This window comes from Microbacterium shaanxiense (assembly GCF_054779995.1).
The window spans coordinates 261,436-278,971 of record NZ_BAAGXE010000001.1 but is presented as its reverse complement, the minus strand read 5'-3'; the positions used below and the strand labels follow the sequence as shown (position 1 = coordinate 278,971).

The 17,536-nt window shown below is 67.4% G+C and carries 15 protein-coding genes; 8 read left to right on the top strand and 7 right to left on the bottom strand.

The features are described 5' to 3' along the window. Nucleotides 1-4: 4 nt before the first annotated feature. From ACYVG2_RS01215 to ACYVG2_RS01200, 4 genes are all read right to left on the bottom strand, one after another. A complete protein-coding gene (locus ACYVG2_RS01215) occupies nucleotides 5-766 on the bottom strand; it encodes an ABC transporter permease (RefSeq protein ID WP_460779314.1) in 762 nt (253 codons plus the stop codon). A gap of 2 nt (nucleotides 767-768) precedes the next feature. Further along, entirely contained in the window at nucleotides 769-1,725 is a 957-nt protein-coding gene (locus ACYVG2_RS01210) for an ABC transporter ATP-binding protein (RefSeq protein ID WP_460779313.1), read from the bottom strand. A gap of 173 nt (nucleotides 1,726-1,898) precedes the next feature. Further along, nucleotides 1,899-3,764: an FAD-dependent monooxygenase gene (locus tag ACYVG2_RS01205; protein ID WP_460779312.1), complete on the bottom strand. Its 1,866-nt coding sequence runs from the start codon at nucleotides 3,762-3,764 to the stop codon at nucleotides 1,899-1,901. A 64-nt stretch (nucleotides 3,765-3,828) separates the two neighbouring features. Beyond that, entirely contained in the window at nucleotides 3,829-5,202 is a 1,374-nt protein-coding gene (locus ACYVG2_RS01200; protein ID WP_206476833.1) for an MFS transporter, read from the bottom strand. 125 nt (nucleotides 5,203-5,327) lie between these two features. Here ACYVG2_RS01200 and ACYVG2_RS01195 point away from each other — a divergent pair, with 125 nt between their 5' ends. From ACYVG2_RS01195 to ACYVG2_RS01170, 6 genes are read left to right on the top strand one after another with little or no spacing between them, the layout of a single operon-like run. Next, nucleotides 5,328-6,806 (top strand): fumarylacetoacetate hydrolase family protein, encoded by a 1,479-nt coding sequence (locus tag ACYVG2_RS01195; RefSeq protein ID WP_460779311.1) that lies wholly within the window; start codon nucleotides 5,328-5,330, stop codon nucleotides 6,804-6,806. After that, nucleotides 6,803-7,480, top strand: a complete 678-nt coding sequence (locus ACYVG2_RS01190; RefSeq protein WP_448965163.1) for a GntR family transcriptional regulator — start codon at nucleotides 6,803-6,805, stop codon at nucleotides 7,478-7,480. The genes ACYVG2_RS01195 and ACYVG2_RS01190 overlap by 4 nt, the downstream gene beginning before the upstream one ends. A 13-nt stretch (nucleotides 7,481-7,493) precedes the next feature. Continuing rightward, nucleotides 7,494-8,990 carry a 5-carboxymethyl-2-hydroxymuconate semialdehyde dehydrogenase gene (hpaE, locus tag ACYVG2_RS01185; protein WP_460779310.1) on the top strand — a complete coding sequence of 499 codons (1,497 nt, stop codon included), beginning with the start codon at nucleotides 7,494-7,496 and terminating at the stop codon, nucleotides 8,988-8,990. A gap of 10 nt (nucleotides 8,991-9,000) precedes the next feature. Then, entirely contained in the window at nucleotides 9,001-10,164 is a 1,164-nt protein-coding gene (hpaD, locus tag ACYVG2_RS01180; protein WP_460779309.1) for a 3,4-dihydroxyphenylacetate 2,3-dioxygenase, read from the top strand. 8 nt (nucleotides 10,165-10,172) lie between these two features. Then, on the top strand, nucleotides 10,173-10,958 hold the full coding sequence (locus tag ACYVG2_RS01175) for a 2-keto-4-pentenoate hydratase (protein ID WP_460779308.1): 786 nt from the start codon (nucleotides 10,173-10,175) through the stop codon (nucleotides 10,956-10,958). After that, on the top strand, nucleotides 10,943-11,752 hold the full coding sequence (locus ACYVG2_RS01170) for an HpcH/HpaI aldolase family protein (RefSeq protein WP_460779307.1): 810 nt from the start codon (nucleotides 10,943-10,945) through the stop codon (nucleotides 11,750-11,752). The genes ACYVG2_RS01175 and ACYVG2_RS01170 overlap by 16 nt, the downstream gene beginning before the upstream one ends. 50 nt (nucleotides 11,753-11,802) lie before the next feature. On the opposite strand, the gene ACYVG2_RS01165 is transcribed toward ACYVG2_RS01170, so the two are convergent. From ACYVG2_RS01165 to ACYVG2_RS01155, 3 genes are read right to left on the bottom strand one after another with little or no spacing between them, the layout of a single operon-like run. After that, nucleotides 11,803-13,332, bottom strand: a complete 1,530-nt coding sequence (locus ACYVG2_RS01165) for a tripartite tricarboxylate transporter permease (RefSeq protein ID WP_460779306.1) — start codon at nucleotides 13,330-13,332, stop codon at nucleotides 11,803-11,805. Between the two features lies 1 nt (nucleotide 13,333). Further along, entirely contained in the window at nucleotides 13,334-14,020 is a 687-nt protein-coding gene (locus ACYVG2_RS01160; RefSeq protein WP_460779305.1) for a tripartite tricarboxylate transporter TctB family protein, read from the bottom strand. Then, nucleotides 14,017-14,997, bottom strand: a complete 981-nt coding sequence (locus ACYVG2_RS01155; protein ID WP_460779303.1) for a Bug family tripartite tricarboxylate transporter substrate binding protein — start codon at nucleotides 14,995-14,997, stop codon at nucleotides 14,017-14,019. Before ACYVG2_RS01155 ends, ACYVG2_RS01160 begins: the two co-directional genes overlap by 4 nt. Before the next feature lie 111 nt (nucleotides 14,998-15,108). Between ACYVG2_RS01155 and ACYVG2_RS01150 the strand changes: the two genes are divergently transcribed. After that, nucleotides 15,109-16,764 (top strand): ATP-binding protein, encoded by a 1,656-nt coding sequence (locus ACYVG2_RS01150; protein WP_460779302.1) that lies wholly within the window; start codon nucleotides 15,109-15,111, stop codon nucleotides 16,762-16,764. Next, complete coding sequence (locus ACYVG2_RS01145) at nucleotides 16,761-17,456, top strand: response regulator (RefSeq protein WP_460779301.1); 696 nt, start codon at nucleotides 16,761-16,763, stop codon at nucleotides 17,454-17,456. Before ACYVG2_RS01150 ends, ACYVG2_RS01145 begins: the two co-directional genes overlap by 4 nt. Nucleotides 17,457-17,536: the final 80 nt, after the last annotated feature.

The following is a 17,536-nucleotide window of genomic DNA, read 5'->3' as shown; positions in this document are numbered from 1 at the left end:
GACCCTATCGGCGCGAACGCGAGCGCTTCACTCCGGCGGCCACGAGCACGGCGAACACCGCGAGCCACACCACGATGTTCAGCAGGAGCACCCACAGCGGATCGCTCTGCCCTGTGGTGAGCGTGCCGTCGGTCAACGGCCACCTGCTCAGCGCGACGTAGCCGTAGAGCGGCGTGAACCGGGCGATGTCGAGCATCACGCCGTCGAGCGGCAGGAACACGTTGCCGAAGAACGCGAAGAAGGTCATCGAGATCGACGCGAGTGCGGCGGCCGTGTCGGAGTTGAAGAACAGTCCGACACCGAGTCCGTAGAGGCCGTAGACGAGGCCGACGGCGAGGATGATGCCGATCGCGGCCCACCAGCGCCAGGCGTCGGTCGCCTCCGCCCCGGTCAGCAGCCCGGCGACGAAGACGGCCAGCACGGCGAGCGCCGCGAACGCGACAGCGGTGAGCAACTTCGTCATGGCGTAGCCCGCCGTACCGAGCGGCGTCATGGCGAGCTGCCGCCCCCAGCCCTGCTTCGCCTCCGTGGCCGCGAGTGAGGTGAGCGAGCTCATCGCGACTGCGGTGCCGTAGGCCGCCATCGAGACCATCACATAGAAGGCGACGTTGCCGTTGCCAGCCGGCTCTGACGCGTATGCCGCCGTCGCACCGAACAGCAGGTACATCGCGACCGGCATGCCGAGGGTGAAAGCGAGTGTGTAGGGGTTGCGGATCTGGCGCATCGCCTCGACGCGCAGCATCGTGGATGAGATCGAGATGGTCATGGTCAGTCCTCCGTCAGGGCCGTGAAGGCGGATTCGAGCGTGGGGGCGGCGATCTCCATGTCGTGCGCTCCCGCGGCGAGAAGGGCGGATGCCGCGGCATCCGAGTCCAGTGCACGCAGACTCACCCGTTCGGCGTCGACCCGAACATCTGTGATGCCCTCGGTCTCCTTCAACTGCCGCACGAGCGCGTCTGCGCCTGCGGCGGGAAGACTCGCGGCGAGGGTGCGGCCGCCGAGGTTCGCGCGCAGTTGCGCGGTCGGGGCGTCGGCGACGATGCGGCCACGGTGCATCACGACGGTGCGGCGTGCGAACTGCTCGGCCTCCTCGAGGTAATGAGTGGCGAAGACGATCGTGCGCCCGGCATCGGCATCGGCGCGCATGACGTCCCAGAAGTGACGCCGCGCGGTGACGTCCATACCGGCGGTCGGCTCGTCGAGCACGAGGATGTCGGGGTCGGCGACCAGGGCGAGAGCGAACTTGACGCGCTGCTGCTCACCACCGGAGCACTTGGCGATGCGGCGTCGGGCGATCGATTCGAGATCGGTGCGGACGAGCACCTCCGGCACGCGGGAGAGGGCATCGCGACCGTGCAGCGAGGCGATCACGTCTACCGTCTCGCGGACCGTGAGGTCGGAGAGCAGTCCGCCGGTCTGGAGCACGCCAGCGATCATGCCCGCCTTGGCGGCCTTGATCGGTTTCTCGCCGTACACGGAGACCGTCCCGTCACTGGGATCGGTGAGCCCCAGCAGCACGTCGAGCGTGGTCGTCTTGCCTGCACCGTTCGGGCCCAGGAGGGCGACGACCTCGCCACGGCGGATGCTGAGGTCGAGGCCGTCGACGGCCTTGACCGTGCGCTCGCCCGAGCCGTAGTGCCGGCGCAATCCGGTGATCATGACGGCGGTGTCGGATGCCGTGCCCGTGGCCCTGGTCGGAGTCTGAGTGTCCACTGCTGTGCTCATGGCTCCAGCCTGGCGGCGACGCGGTGTGGAGTCCGGGGCCCGGTGTCATCGGATCCGCATGACACGTGTCACGGAGCGCCGGGAACGCCCGAGCCGTCCGGGTCGCACTTTTTGTCGCTCTGAGCGGCGCGAAGCGACAAAAAGTGCGACCTGAACGCAACGCACGAGCGCAGTCAGGCGGTCAGGAACACCCCGGACAGGAACGCGTCGAGCTCGGACACAGCATCCAGCGGGAGCACCGCGGCCACGTACTGGTCGGGGCGCACGACCACGACCACGCCGTCGCGCGACAGCTCGCGTTCCGCGAAGATGTCGGTCTTCGACCAGGCGTTGGGAGCGGCGGTGTACACCTTCTCCCAGTCGATCAGGCCGAGTGGGCCGGTCTTCGGCAGGAACAGCGAGGGTGTCGACATGATGTCGATGTCCTCGAACGACTGCTGATGGATCGCCTTCACATCGATCACGGCATCCACATCGGCATCCGACGGCGTGTACCTGGCGATGATCGGCGCGACGGCCGACGCCCACTCGCCGAGTCGCGCACCCGACGCATCCGCGAACGCGTACACACGCCAGCGCCCGTCCGCCCTGGCGTGGTGACCGAGATGCACGACGTTGCCGTCGCACACGCGAACGACCTCGGCGGACTTGAAGCGTCTGCCGACGGGGAAACCGGCGGCGAGCGCCTGGTGCTCACCCGTCGACGTGATCTCCGACGGGGTGTACTGCGTCATGAAGCCGGATGGGAACTCGGCAGTCGCCAGGTAGTAGTTGGCCAGCTCCTGCGGGTCGGAGATCTCCCCCGGCTTGCGCGCCATGAGCGATGACCATTCGCGGTCGAAGTCGATCAGCTGCTGCGCGACGGGTTGGCGTTCGGCGGAGTAGGTCGACAGCAGCGGCTCAGGGCTCCGCCCTGTGAGTACGGCGCCCAGCTTCCAGCCCAGGTTGAATCCGTCCTGCATCGAGACGTTCATGCCCTGCCCCGCCTTCGCGCTGTGCGTGTGACAGGCGTCGCCGGTGAGGAAGACGCGCGGTGCACGTTCCTCGTCCAGGGCGTCGTCGAAGCCGTCGGTGACGCGGTGGCCCACCTCGTACACGCTCGACCACGCGACCTCCTTCACGTCCAGCGAGTACGGATGAAGGATCTCGTTGGCTTTCGCGATGATCGCCTCGATGGGGGTGCTCCGCACCTGGTGGTTGTCGTCGGCGGCGACCTCGCCGAGGTCGACGTAGACACGGCTGAGGTAGCCGCCCTCGCGCGGGATATGCAGGATGTTCCCCGCCTCGGCGTTGATCGCGCACTTGGTGCGCCAGTCGGGGAAGTCGGTGTTGACGAGCACGTCCATGACACCCCACGCGTGAGCCGCGAACGCACCGACGTGCGTACGGCCGATCGCCTCGCGCACGCCGCTGCGCGCGCCGTCGCTGCCGACGACGTACTTCGCGCGGATGGTCCGTTCCTCCCCCGCGCGCGGCCCTGCGGTGTGACGCACCCGCACCTCCACCGGGTACTCGCCGTCGCCGTGCACGGTGAGGCCGACGAACGCGATCCCGTAGTCGGGGGCGATGCGCCCTGGCCCGTCGGCGGCGGCTTCGGCGAAGTAGTCCAGCACCCTGGCCTGGTTCACGATCAGGTGCGGGAACTCGCTGATCTTGAGCCCGTAGTCCTCGGTGCGCGTGGTGCGGACGATGTTGCCGGGGTTCTCCGGGTCCGGGCCCCAGAAGTTCATGTACGCAATGTTGTACGCCTCGGCGGTGATGCGCTCGGCGAACCCGAACGCCTGGAACGTCTCGACGCTGCGAGGCTGGATGCCGTCGGCCTGCCCGAGGACGAGACGTCCGTCGCGCTGCTCGATGATCCGGGTCGTCACATCGGGGAACTGCGACATCTGCGCCGCGAGGAGCATGCCTGCGGGGCCGGATCCGACGATGAGCACGTCCATCTCGTCCGGCAGGTCGGCTGGACGATCGACTCCGGTGCCCGCCGCCGCGACGATCCGCGGATCCTGCGAGACGTAGCCGTGGTGATGGAACTGCATCGGTACTCCTTCTTCTGCGTGAGCCGCGGGGCGGATGCGGATCGCTCCGCCCCACGGGGATGTGTCAGGCCCTGGCGAGTCCGCGGATCGGACTGACCGACTGCTCTTCCTCGTGATCCGGACCCAGCGGGATGCCGCTGCGGTCGCGGAGCAGGAGCGTCGCGATCAGGCCGATCACGGTCATGCCGGCCAGGTACCACGTCACCATCTCTGTCGATCCCGTCGCGTCGACGATCGCGGCGGCGATGGTCGGGGCGAACGCGCCACCCGCTATCGCGCCGATCGCGTAGGAGATCGAGACGCCGGAGAACCGGATGGATGCCGGGAACAGCTCGGTGTACAGCGCGGCCTGGGGCCCGTAGGTGAATCCGAGTCCGATGGTGAGGATCGCGAGGCCGAGGAACAGCAGCCCGATGTTCGCGGTGTTCACGAGCGGGAACAGCAGGAAGACACCGACGAGCTGCATGATCCACCCGGCGATATACGTGTTGCGGCGGCCGATCCGGTCGGAGATCCACCCGGCCAGCAGTGTGGTGATCAGCCAGGTCACCGCGGAACCGGTCACCGCCCAGAGCACGGGGCCGCGGTCGAGCCCGATGGGTCCCTCGGGATCCGTCGCGTAACCCTGGATGTACCCGCCGGTGGTCATGTATCCGATCGCGTTGTTGCCCGCGAACACCAGAGCGGCGATCACGACCAGCAGCGCGTGCTTGCGGAAGAGCTGCACGATCGGCATCTTCGCCTTCTCCTTGCGTGCGGCGAGCTCGGCGAACACCGGGCTCTCCTCGACGTTGCGGCGCACGTAGTAGCCGATCAGGATCAGCACGACGCTGAGCAGGAACGGGATGCGCCAGCCCCAGGCGAGGAACTGATCCCCGGGTGCGATCGCGGTCATGATCGCCATGACGCCGGAAGCCAGCAGCAGGCCGAGCGGCACGCCGATCTGCGGCGAGGCACCGAAGATGCCGCGCCTCTTCTTGGGTGCGTGCTCGACGGCCATGAGCACGGCGCCGCCCCATTCGCCGCCGGCCGAGATGCCCTGCAGGATGCGCAGCAGCACGAGAAGGATCGGGGCGCCGACGCCGATGACCTCGGCGGTCGGCAGCACGCCGATGAGCGCGGTGGCCGCGCCCATCAGGATCAGTGTCCACATCAGCACGCGCTTGCGGCCGAGCTTGTCGCCGAAGTGGCCGGCGAGGAAGGCGCCGAGCGGACGGAACAGGAAGCTGATTCCGACGGTCGCGAAGCCGAGGATGACGGTGTTCGTGCCGAGCGCAGAGAAGAACAGCTGGCCGAAGACGAGTCCGACGGCCGTTGCGTAGATGAAGAAGTCGTACCACTCGACGGTGGTCCCCACCACTGTGGCGAACACCACACGGCGCCGATCCGCGGCGCTGGCGATGGTGCCGGTCGGCGTGAAGCCGGGCTGATCAGTCATTGAAGCTCCTTGTGTGACGTCGTTGTCCGGGTGCGGATCTGATCCTTGCCACCCGATGTCAGGATGATATACGATTTCAAATACATCACACAAGAGCGATGCTCAGACGCAAGGAGGCGCCCCACGTGACGGACCCGATCGCCCGCCCCGGCAAGATCATCGCGATCCACCTCAGCTACGCCTCCCGTGCCGACCAGCGCGGCCGTCGCCCCGCGCACCCCTCGTACTTCTTCAAGGTCTCGAGCTCGGTCGCGGCATCCGGCGGCACCGTCGAACGCCCCGCGGGAACAGAGCTCCTCGCCTTCGAGGGCGAGATCGCCCTCGTGATCGGCTCCCCCGCCCGCTACGTCGGCATCGCCGACGCCTGGTCGTACGTGGCCTCCGTCACCGCCGCCAACGACCTCGGACTGTACGACCTGCGGGCGAACGACAAGGGCTCGAACGTCCGCTCCAAGGGCGGCGACGGGTACACGCCGCTCGGACCGAACCTGATCGACGCTCGGTCGGTCGACCCCGCGGACATCCGGGTGCGCACCTGGGTCAACGGCGAGTTGCGCCAGGACGACGACTCCTCCGGCCTCATCTTCCCGCTCGCGCAGTTCGTCGCCGACCTCTCGCAGCACTTCACGCTCGAGACCGGCGACGTGATCCTCACCGGCACACCGGCGGGCTCATCGGTGATCGTTCCGGGCGACGTCGTGGAGGTCGAGGTCGACGCCCCGAACGCACCGGGCGCACCGTCATCCGGACGCCTGGTGACCACCGTCACGCAGGGCGATGTGCCCTTCGACGAGACACTCGGATCGATGCCGGCCGTCGATGACACGCAGCGCACCGAAGCCTGGGGATCCGCCGAGGCCGCTGGTCTCGCCGCTGAGGAATCGACGACCGCCCTGACCGCCCTCTCCCCCGAGCTGCGCGCCAAGCTCGAGAAGGCGCCGACGGCCGGGCTGTCGTCCCAACTGCGCAAGCGCGGCCATCACTCCTGCTTCATCGACGGCGTCGCCGCCAACATCGCCGGAGCCAAGATCGTCGGCACTGCGCGCACGCTGCGCTTCATCCCGGCCCGCGAAGACCTGTTCACGACCCACGGCGGCGGCTACAACGCGCAGAAGCGGCTGTTCGACGCGGTCGGCGACGGCGAGGTCATCGTGATCGAGGCCAGAGGCGATGCCACGACGGGCACCCTCGGCGACATCCTCGCGCTGCGTGCGAGGACGCGAGGAGCGGCCGGCGTCGTCACCGACGGCGGAGTGCGCGACTTCGACGAGGTCGTCCGCATCGGACTGCCCGTGTTCTCGAAGGGTGCGCATCCTTCCGTGCTCGGCCGCAAGCACGTGCCGTGGGAGCTGGACGTCACGATCGGATGCGGTGGTGCCGCCGTTCAGCCCGGTGACATCATCGTCGGCGACGGCGACGGCGTCATCGTGATCCCGCCGGCTCTGGTCGAAGAGGTCGTCGACGCGGCGCTCGCGCAGGAGGACGAGGACGCCTGGATAGCCGCGCAGGTGGAGGCAGGGCATCCGGTCGACGGCCTGTTCCCGATGAACGCCGAGTGGCGCGCGAAGTACGTGGCGTCGACGACGGAAGACGACCGCGCATGACGAAGATGCTCAGCAAATCGCAGCAGGCGTATCAGTGGATAAAGGAGCGCATCGCGAGCCAGACCTACACCCCCGGCTACCGGCTCGTGCTCGGCACCATCGCCGGTGAGCTCGACATGAGCGTCGTGCCGGTGCGCGAGGCTATCCGCCAGCTCGAGGCCGAAGGGCTCGTCCACTTCGAGCACAACGTCGGAGCCAGAGTCGCCATGGTCGACGACTCCCAGTACCGGCACAGCATGGAGGCACTCAGCATCCTCGAGGGCAGCGCGACGGCGATGTCGGCGCGGCACCTGAGCGCCGATGACCTGCGCTTGGCTCGTGCGATCAACGCCGAGATGATCCAGACGCTCGACCACTTCGATCCTCCGGCTTTCACCAGACTCAACCAGCAGTTCCATGCTGCACTGATCGCCCCGTGCCCCAATCCTCGATTGCAGGAGCTCGTGACCGTCGAGATGGCACGACTGAATCGGCTGCGCGACTCGACGTTCAGCTTCGTTCCCGGCCGCGCGCACGACTCGGTGCGCGAGCATGAGCACATCGTCGCGCTGATCGAGAACGGCGCCCCGGTCATCGAGATCGAGCGCGCAGCGCGCGACCACCACTCCGCGACCCTGGCCGCGTACCTCACGAAAGAACACCCCGACGAAGCCGTCGGCATGCACGTCCACTGACACCGGAGGAACCATGACTGATCCACGCATCCCCGCTGATCTTCCCGATCACATCCAGCACTACATCGACGGCGCGTTCACCGACTCCGTCGACGGCGACACGTTCGACGTGCTCGACCCGGTGACGAACGAGAACTACACCACGGCATCCGCGGGCAAGAAGGCCGACATCGACCTCGCTGTCGCGGCCGCGAAGCGCGCGTTCGACGACGGCCCCTGGCCGAAGATGCTGCCGCGCGAGCGCTCGCGCGTGCTGCACCGCATCGCCGACATCGTCGAGTCGCGCGACCAGCGCCTCGCCGAGCTCGAGTCGTTCGACTCGGGCTTGCCGATCACCCAGGCGCTGGGTCAGGCACGCCGCGCCGCGGAGAACTTCCGCTTCTTCGCCGACCTGATCGTCGCGCAGGCCGACGACACCTTCAAGGTGCCCGGTCGCCAGATCAACTACGTCAACCGCAAACCGATCGGCGTCGCAGGCCTCATCACGCCGTGGAACACGCCCTTCATGCTCGAGTCGTGGAAGCTCGGTCCTGCCCTCGCGACCGGCAACACGGTGGTGCTGAAGCCGGCGGAGTTCACCCCGCTGTCGGCATCGCTGTGGGTGGGGATCTTCGAGGAAGCCGGTCTGCCGAAGGGCGTCTTCAACCTCGTGAACGGCCTCGGCGAGGATGCCGGCGACGCGCTCGTCAAGCACCCCGACGTGCCGCTCATCTCCTTCACCGGCGAGAGCTCGACCGGCCAGTTGATCTTCGCGAACGCCGCTCCGTTCCTCAAGGGCCTCTCGATGGAGCTCGGCGGGAAGTCGCCCGCGGTCGTCTTCGCCGACGCCGACCTGGACGCCGCGGTCAACGCCACGATCTTCGGTGTCTTCTCCCTCAACGGCGAGCGCTGCACCGCCGGCAGCCGCATCCTCGTCGAGCAGTCGATCTACGACGAGTTCGTGGAGAAGTACGCCGCACAGGCGAAGCGCGTCAAGGTGGGACTGCCGAACGACCCCACCACCGAGGTCGGCGCCCTCGTGCATCCCGAGCACTACCAGAAGGTCATGAGCTACGTGGAGATCGGCAAGACCGAGGGGCGCCTCGTCGCCGGCGGCGGTCGGCCGGAGGGCTTCGAGACCGGCAACTACGTCGCCCCGACCGTGTTCGCGGACGTCTACCCCGACGCGCGAATCTTCCAGGAGGAGATCTTCGGCCCCGTCGTCGCCATCACCCCGTTCTCGAACGACGCCGAAGCCCTCGCGCTGGCGAACAACACGAAGTACGGTCTCGCCGCCTACATCTGGACGAACGACCTCAAGCGCGCCCACAACTTCGCGGGTGATCTAGAGGCGGGCATGGTGTGGCTGAACAGCAACAATGTGCGTGACCTGCGAACACCTTTCGGCGGCGTGAAGGCCTCCGGCCTCGGCCATGAGGGCGGATACCGCTCGATCGACTTCTACACCGACCAGCAGGCAGTGCACATCAACCTCGGCGAGGTCCACAACCCCGTCTTCGGAAAGCAGTGAGGACGCTGACATGACCAATCGCGAAGACATGACCCTCACCTCCTCCGGCTACTACGTGAGCCAGGAGGCGCCGATCAAGACCGACAACCCGGTCGCGACACCGCAGGCGACACCGCCGGACATCCTCCGCTGCGCGTACATGGAGCTCGTGGTCACCGACCTCGCGGCATCCCGTCAGTTCTACGTCGACATCCTCGGGCTGTATGTCACGGAAGAGGACGACGAGGCGATCTACCTGCGCTCCACCGAGGAGTTCATCCACCACAACCTCGTGCTGCGCAAGGGGCCGGTCGCCGCCGTGCGCGCGTTCTCGTACCGCGTGCGCGACGCCGAGGATCTCGACCGCGCCGTCGCCTTCTACACCGAGCTCGGCTGCGACGTGCGCCGTGAGACGGGCGGTTTCGTCAAGGGGATCGGAGACTCGGTGCGGGTGGTCGACCCGCTCGGCTTCCCGTACGAGTTCTTCTTCCAGGCCGACCACGTCGAGCGGATGTCGTGGCGCTACGACCTGCACACGCCCGGCGAGCTGGTGCGGCTGGATCACTTCAACCAGGTGACGCCTGACGTGCCGCGCGCGGTGAAGTACATGCAGGACCTCGGCTTCCGGGTCACCGAGGACATCCAGGACGAGGAGGGCACGGTGTACGCGGCATGGATGCGCCGCAAGCCCACCGTGCACGACACCGCCATGACCGGCGGCGACGGACCGCGCATGCACCACGTGTGCTTCGCGACGCACGAGAAGCACAACATCCTCGCGATCTGCGACAAGCTCGGCGCGCTGCGCCGCTCGGATGCCATCGAGCGCGGCCCCGGTCGCCACGGCGTCTCGAACGCGTTCTACCTGTACCTGCGCGACCCGGACGGTCACCGCGTCGAGGTCTACACCCAGGACTACTACACCGGCGACCCCGACAATCCGGTCGTCACGTGGGACGTGCACGACAACCAGCGCCGCGACTGGTGGGGCAACCCCGTCGTCCCGTCCTGGTACACCGAGGCCTCGCTCGTGCTCGATCTCGACGGCAACCCGCAGCCCGTCGTCGCGCGCACGGACGACAGCGAGATGGCGGTCACCATCGGCGCCGACGGGTTCTCGTACACTCGCAAGGACGAAGGCGAATCGATGCCGGAGTACAAGCAGGGCGAGTACAAGCTCGGCCACCAGCTCTAGGAGCGCGCATGCTGTCCACCCAGGAGATCACGCAGATCGCCGAGGAGCTGGCTGAGGCCGAGCGCACGCACGGCGTGATCCCGCGGATCACGGCACGCTTCCCGGATGCCACGATCGAGGACTCGTACGCGATCCAGGGCGTCTGGCGCGACAAGAACCTCGCCGCGGGGCGCAAACTGGTCGGTCGCAAAATCGGCCTGACGTCCAAGGCGATGCAGCAGGCGACCGGGATCACCGAGCCCGATTACGGGGTCATGTTCGACGACACCGTCTTCGCATCGGGCTCCGAGATCCGCTTCGACGACTTCTCGAACGTGCGCATCGAGGTCGAACTCGCGTTCGTGCTCAAGTCGCCTCTCGAAGGTCCGGACTGCACGCTCGACGATGCTCTCGCCGCGATCGACTACGCGGTCCCCGCGCTCGAGGTGCTGAACTCGCATATCGAGCTGGAAGGCCGCACGATCGTCGACACGATCAGCGACAACGCCGCCTACGGGGCGATGGTTCTCGGCGATGTGCACCGGAGACCGGACGAGATCGATCTGCGCTGGGTGCCGGGCGTCCTCTCCCGCAACGGGGAGATCGAAGAGACCGGGGTCGCCCAGGGGGTGCTCGGCCACCCCGCGACCGGAGTGGCATGGCTGGCGAACAAGTTCCACCAGCACGGCGCCAGACTCGAGGCTGGGGAGATCATCCTCGCCGGCTCATTCACACGGCCGATGTGGGTGTCGAAGGGCGACGACGTACGCTGCGACTACGGAGAGATGGGAATCATCGAATGCCGCTTCATCTAGTGCCTGCGCCGTCGTTCCGAGATCGACTGGCCGCGGCCGAGCGTCCTCTCGTCGGCGCCTGGATCTGCTCCGGCAGCCCGATCGCCGCCGAGATCGTCGCGGGCTCGGGTCTGGACTGGACGTTGATCGACGGCGAGCACAGCCCGATCGGGTTGGAATCGACGCTGTCGCTGCTGCAGGCCGTCGCGGCGTATCCGATCACACCGGTGGTGCGGGTGCCGTCAGCGGACGCCACGCTGATCAAGCAGTTCCTCGACCTCGGGGCGCAGAACCTGCTCGTACCGATGGTGAACAACGCCGCGGAGGCGGCTGCGGCCGTCTCCGCCTCCCGCTACCCGCCTCGAGGCATCCGCGGGGTCGGCAGCGCGCTCGCGCGCGCGGCGCAGTTCAACCGCATCGAGGACTACCTCCTGCGGGCGCACGAGATCACCTCTCTCACTGTGCAGATCGAGACGGATGCCGCGGTGCAGAACGCACACGCCATCGCGGAGGTCGAAGGGGTCGACGCGGTCTTCATCGGGCCGAGCGATCTCGCGGCGTCCATGGGTCTGCTCGGCCAGCAGGAGCATCCTGATGTCATCGCCGCCGTGGAGCAGACGATCGCCGCTGTGCGAGATGCGGGAAAGCCCGTCGGCGTCAACGCGTTCGCTCCGGCGACCGCCCGCCGCTACCTCGATGCCGGAGCATCCTTCGTGCTCGTCGCCGCCGATGTCTCGATCCTCGCCCGCGCGACCGAGAAGCTCGCCGCCGAGTGGATCCCCGAGCAGGACGGCGACGAGCGCGCGAGCTACTGAGCTGCTCCTTCTCCGAGGGCTGCCAGAAACGCCGTGTGGGGAACCCGCTCTCACACGGTGATCGACTCGGCAGCCGTCGCCACACGGCGGCGATTGCGCATGTGCTGCACGATCGACACTCCTGCGATGACGGCGAGGATCGCGTACAGAGTGATCGTGAAAGGACTCGAGATCAGGATCATCGGATCTCCCGACGACACCGCGAGCGCCCGCCGCAGTTCCGTCTCGGCGAGCGGTCCGAGAACCACCGCGATCATGACGGGCGCGAGCGGAATGCGGAATCGGCGCATCAACAGGCCGATCAGCCCGATCGCGATCAGCGCCCAGACATCGACGACCGAGGAGCCCATCGCGTACACGCCCAGCACGGCCAGCACGGTGATCGACGCGTAGAGGTAGTGCTTCGGTATCAGCAGCAGCTTCGCCCACATCGACGCGAAGCCCATGTTGAGGATCAGGAGTGCGACGAGTCCGATGAACAGCGAGGCGATCAGCGTCCAGACGAGCCCCGGAGTGCGCGTGAACAGCAGCGGCCCTGGCTGCAGACCGTACTGCTGGAAGGCTGCGAGCATGATCGCCGCCGTGGCCGATGTGGGAAGGCCCAGTGCGAGCAGCGCTCCCATCGCGGTGCCGGCCGTCGCATTGGCGGCCGCTTCAGGTGCGGCGACACCGCGGATGCTTCCGACAGTTCCGAAGTCGGCATCCTTCCCTGCCTTCGCGAGGCGCTTCTCCATGCCGTAGGCGAGGAAGGTAGGGACCTCGGCGCCGCCCGCCGGGATGATGCCGAAAGGCAGCCCGAACGCCGTGCCCCGCAGCCAGGCTGGGGCGGCACGGCGGAAGTCGGTCCAGCTGAGTCGGGCGCGGCCCTGTGCGATGACCTCGGCGGAGCCGTCCTCGGTGTAGATGCGCGAAGCGACGGAGAACACCTCGCCGAGTGCGAGCAGACCCACGGTGATCACCACGATCGACAGTCCGTCGAACAACTGCGGAAGCCCGAAGGTGAAGCGCTCGGTACCGCTCGGCCCGTCGATACCGATCAGCACGAGTGCAAGACCGACACCGAGCGAGAGCAGCCCGCGGACGATCGACTCGGAAACCACCGAGCTGACGGCGAGGAAGGCGAAAGCCGCAAGCGCGAAGTACTCCGCCGGGCCGAACATCGTCGCCATCGAGACGAGCAGCGGCATCGCGAAGACGGTGACCAGCGTGGCGAGGATGCCTCCGAAGAAGGCTCCGATCGCAGCCGTCGCCAAGGCTTTGCCCGCCCGCCCGCTACGGGCCATCCGGTTGCCCTCGAAGGACGACGCGATAGCGGATGAGTTGCCGGGCGTGTTGAGCAGGATGCCTGCCGTCGAATCGCCGAACAGGCCTCCGAAATAGATCCCGGCGAACATGATGAACGCGGCGATCGGATCGAGGCTGAAGGTGATCGGCAGCAGCAGCGCGACAGCCATCGATGACCCGAGGCCGGGCAGCACGCCGACAGCGGTGCCGAGCACGGCGCCCACGAGCACCCAGACGAGGTTGATGGGAGTGAGCGCTCCGGCGAAGCCCTCGAGAAGAAGCGTGATCTGGTCCATGTCAGAAGATCCATCCGATGAAGCCGGCCGGCAGGTTGAGTCCCAGTCCCGCCCCGAAGGCGATCTGGACGAGAGAGGCGAGCAGCAGCCCGACGCCGATGTCGAAGACCGGCCTCCTGCTGCCCAACGCGTACGCGACGATCCAGAACAGCAGGGTCGCGCTGAGGATCCACCCGACGGGTTCCAGAAGCACCGCGAAGACGACGACCGCCCCCAGCACGAGGCCGAAGGTGCGCCAGTCGAAAGCCGGCGCCGCATCCTCGGTGGGGCCTGCACCCGTCGCGACCGCGGGTGCCCCAGCCCGGCCACGGCGCAGCCCGCGCCGTGACGCCTCCAGTTGGATCACCTCGGTGTTCGTACCCGAGAGATCCGCGAGCATGTCCTCCGAGATGTCCGGCCTATGCCAGACCTCCGGCTCCTTCCGCCGAGGCAGCAGCGCACCGATCGTGAGCCATCCGCCGGTGAGGATCAGCAGGCAGACGACGATGATCGGGAAGAACTGCGGTCCTGGCTCCGATTCACCGCGCACATCCATCGTGACTGTACCGACCAGCAGCAGTCCTGCGGCGACGAGGGCAGGCACTCCGACCGACAGGTCGCCCCTGCCCATCCACCACGAGTCGCGTCGCGGGCTGAAGGTCACGGCCGGGCCGGTGTCACGCCCCGAGAACTCTTCGGTCACAGTCACAGTCCCAGCTCCTCGATGATGATGTCGACTTCGTCCTGCTGCTCTTCGAGGTATGCCGTGAAGTCCTCACCGGGCAGATAGGAGTCCGTCCAGTTGTTGCGCTCCAGGACCTCCTGCCAGGCATCCGATTCGCGCATCTCATCCACGATCGCCGCCAGCTCCTCGATCTGCGCATCATCCAGTCCGGGCGGTGCGACGAAACCACGCCAGTTCGACATGCTCACGTCGATTCCCTGCTCCATGAAGGTCGGCACGTCGACGCCCTCCATCCGCTCCGGCGACGACACGGCGAGCACTCGGAGCTGACCGGCTTCGACCTGACCCGCGATCTCGTTGTAGCCCGACATCCCGCCCGTCGTGGTGTGGGACAGCATCGCCGACAGCGCCTCGCCTCCGCCGGAATAGGCGATGTAGTTCGCCTGCGTCGGGTCGATGCCTATCGTGCGTGCGAGCAGCCCTGTCATCAGGTGGTCGATGGAGCCGAGTGAGCCGCCGGCGATCGATGTGCCCTCCGGATCGGCCTTCCAGACCTCGACGAAGTCATCCAGTGTCTTGATGTCGGAATCGGCCGGCACCACGAGGGCTGCGTAGTCGTCGGCGACTCGCGCGATCGGTGTGACGTCGGCGAGCGTCTCCGGTGTGTCTCCGAGCGCGATCGCACCGACCATCACGCCGCCGGTGGCCATCAGGATGTCATCGCGTCCCGTCATCCCGACCAACTGCGACAACCCGATCGTGCCACCGGCACCGGGGACGTTGACCACCTGGACGTTGTTGACGATGCCCTCTGATCGCATCGCGGTCTGCGATTCGCGCGAGAAGCCGTCCCAACCGCCACCAGGAGAGGCGGGCGCCATGATCGTCAGCTTGCTCCGCACGGTGGATGCCTGGCCGGAGCCGGCCGCGTTGGTGAATGCGAAGCCGGCGGCGATCACGACCACAGCGCCGAAGAGAACAGTGCGCAATACTGGTTTCACGAAGGAACGTCCTTACATCGTCGTAGGAGATCGGCTGGTGCCCCAACTTATGTCCCCGGATCATCGACCAGGGATTTGTGCACATAGCTCGTCATATTGGACATTTCGGACATGGATGACGGCGTGAACGGATCCGCCCCCTCCCGACCCTTCGCACGCCGCTCCCATCGCCGGATCGGGTTCGGTCTGTTCGCCGTCCAGGTCGGCATCATCCTTCTCGTCGGTGCGGTCGCCGCCGGCATCGCCGTGTTCGCGCAGATCGAGCAGGTCCGCCGCGGAGCGGAGAACGATCTGCTGGTGCTGGCGCGCTCGGTCGCGACGCTGCCCGTCGTGATCGAGGGGCTCAGCAGCGACGACCCGACGAGCCGCATCCAGCCGGTCGCCGCCGCCATGCAGGAGGCCGCGGGGGTGGAGTACATCACTGTCGTGGACATGGACGGCATCCGCGTCGCACACCCGCAGACCGATCTCATCGGAGAGCCCGTCTCCAGCGACCACTCCGCTGTCCGGGCGGGCGAGGAGTTCTCCGGCTCCGAGGAGGGGCCGATGGGGCTCACCTTGCGCTCCAAGGTTCCGGTCGTCGACGAGGACGGGGAGATCGTCGGCACCGTCTCCGTCGGCCTCGCGCAGAACGCGGTCGACCAGCAGGTCCTCTGGCGTGTGGCCCAGGTCTCGCTGCCGACGCTGATCGCGGTCCTGGTCGGCGTAGCGCTGGCCTGGGGCGTGACGAGCGGGCTGCGCCGCCGACTCTACGGCGTTCGGACGGATGAGATGCTCGCCATGGTGCAAGCCCATCAGGCGATCACCGACGGTGTGCGCGACGGGATCGTCGGCGTCGACAACGACGGACGCATCGCTGTCGTCAACGCCGAGGCGCAGCGACTGCTCTCGTTGGACCGCCCCGACAGGGAATCCATCGTGGGCATGCCGGCGGAGTCGATCCTTCCAGCATCCGTGCTGAGAGTCCTCACCTCCGACTCCGCGCGCCTGACCCGACAGGTGACGGCTGCGGGCCGCACGCTGATCATCGCCCGATCGCCGGCGATCGCCGACGGGCGCGATGTCGGGGCGATGGTCGTCATCCAGGATCGCAGCGAGCTGGATGCGATGCTCTCGACCCTCGAGCAGGAACGCGCTCGTACCGAGACTCTGCGCATCGAGACGCATGACTTCGAGAACCGGATGCACGTCGTCGCCGGCCTGCTCGGCCTCGGCGATCTGGACGACGCCCGCGCATATCTCGCTGCGCTTCCTCGCGGCGAGCGCCCGGGTGACGGGCAGCAGTGGGAGCGGCTGCGCTCACCGTTGATGGCCGCATTGCTGGCGTCACGTCATGCACAGGCCGAGGCCCGCGGCATCATTCTCACGCTCACCGAGGACAGCCGGATCGATGCCGGCTTCACCTGCGGGCCGGAGGAGATCACGGTGGTCGGCAACCTGGTGTCCAACGCCATCGAGGCGGCTCGCCACGTCGTCGACGTCTTCCTGCTCGGAGATGAAGACGGTCTGGACATCGTCGTCGACGACGATGGCGAGGGCGTCTCCGACGACGAGGCCGACGGGATCTTCACACGCGGACGCACTTCCAAGACAGCGGACGCCTGGCGCCACGGCATCGGGCTGGACGTCGTCAGGGCCCACGTGCAGGAGCGCGGCGGTCTCGTCAGCGTCGGCCATGCCGACAGCGGCGGCGCCCGCTTCACCGCGCATCTGCCTTCGCCCTGGCCGACGGGGAATGACGACGCGAACAGGGAGCAGCACGCGTGAATCCGATCAGAGTACTCATCATCGAGGACGACTTCGCCGTCGCGCGACTGCACAGGCGCTTCCTCGAGCAGCTCGAGGGTTTCGAGGTCGTCGGCGCCGAACTCACCGCGCAGGCGGCGGCATCGCGTCTCGCCGACGGGGACGTGGATCTCGCTCTGCTCGACATGTTCCTCCCCGACGCATCCGGTGTGCAGCTGCTGCGCCGCATCCGTGCCGCGTCCGCGACCCCGCTCGACGTGATCATGGTGACAGCCGCGCCGGAACCGGAACTCGTGCGCCAGGCTTTCGAACTCGGCGCGATCGACTACGTGCTCAAACCGTTCCAACCCGACGACTTCGGTGCACGGCTGCGCCGGTACGCCGCTCGACGCGCGCAGGCGAACGCCCTGCCGGACACTGCTCTCACTCAGGAGCAGATCGATGCTCTGCGGGGCAGACCGCCCGTTCGGCGTCGGACGTCATTGCCGAAGGGGCTCTCCGAGAGCACCGCGCGGCTGGTCGCCGACGACCTGCAGCGCCGGGACGAGCCCGCCACTGCGGCCGATATAGGCGAGGCGCTCGGAATGTCGCGGGTCAGCGCCCGCCGCTACCTCGAGCACTTCCTCGACCAGGGCGAGGTCGAGGTGAAACCCAAGTACGGCGATGCCGGGCGGCCGCAGAATCTGTATCGCTGGCGCACCACGGAGTTGTGAACACCGAGACGCTCAATATGTTCAATATGTCCTAATCCAGGCGAGGCTCCGCAATCGACGTATTCTCACAGATATGTCTC

What these genes read in the sequence shown, in the direction of transcription:
- ACYVG2_RS01215 (WP_460779314.1), bottom strand. Translation starts at nt 766, where the DNA reads ATGACCATCTCGATCTCATCCACGATGCTGCGCGTCGAGGCGATGCGC.
- ACYVG2_RS01210 (WP_460779313.1), bottom strand. Translation starts at nt 1,725, where the DNA reads ATGAGCACAGCAGTGGACACTCAGACTCCGACCAGGGCCACGGGCACG.
- ACYVG2_RS01205 (WP_460779312.1), bottom strand. Translation starts at nt 3,764, where the DNA reads ATGCAGTTCCATCACCACGGCTACGTCTCGCAGGATCCGCGGATCGTC.
- ACYVG2_RS01200 (WP_206476833.1), bottom strand. Translation starts at nt 5,202, where the DNA reads ATGACTGATCAGCCCGGCTTCACGCCGACCGGCACCATCGCCAGCGCC.
- ACYVG2_RS01190 (WP_448965163.1), top strand. Translation starts at nt 6,803, where the DNA reads ATGACGAAGATGCTCAGCAAATCGCAGCAGGCGTATCAGTGGATAAAG.
- hpaE (WP_460779310.1), top strand. Translation starts at nt 7,494, where the DNA reads ATGACTGATCCACGCATCCCCGCTGATCTTCCCGATCACATCCAGCAC.
- hpaD (WP_460779309.1), top strand. Translation starts at nt 9,001, where the DNA reads ATGACCAATCGCGAAGACATGACCCTCACCTCCTCCGGCTACTACGTG.
- ACYVG2_RS01175 (WP_460779308.1), top strand. Translation starts at nt 10,173, where the DNA reads ATGCTGTCCACCCAGGAGATCACGCAGATCGCCGAGGAGCTGGCTGAG.
- ACYVG2_RS01170 (WP_460779307.1), top strand. Translation starts at nt 10,943, where the DNA reads ATGCCGCTTCATCTAGTGCCTGCGCCGTCGTTCCGAGATCGACTGGCC.
- ACYVG2_RS01165 (WP_460779306.1), bottom strand. Translation starts at nt 13,332, where the DNA reads ATGGACCAGATCACGCTTCTTCTCGAGGGCTTCGCCGGAGCGCTCACT.
- ACYVG2_RS01150 (WP_460779302.1), top strand. Translation starts at nt 15,109, where the DNA reads ATGGATGACGGCGTGAACGGATCCGCCCCCTCCCGACCCTTCGCACGC.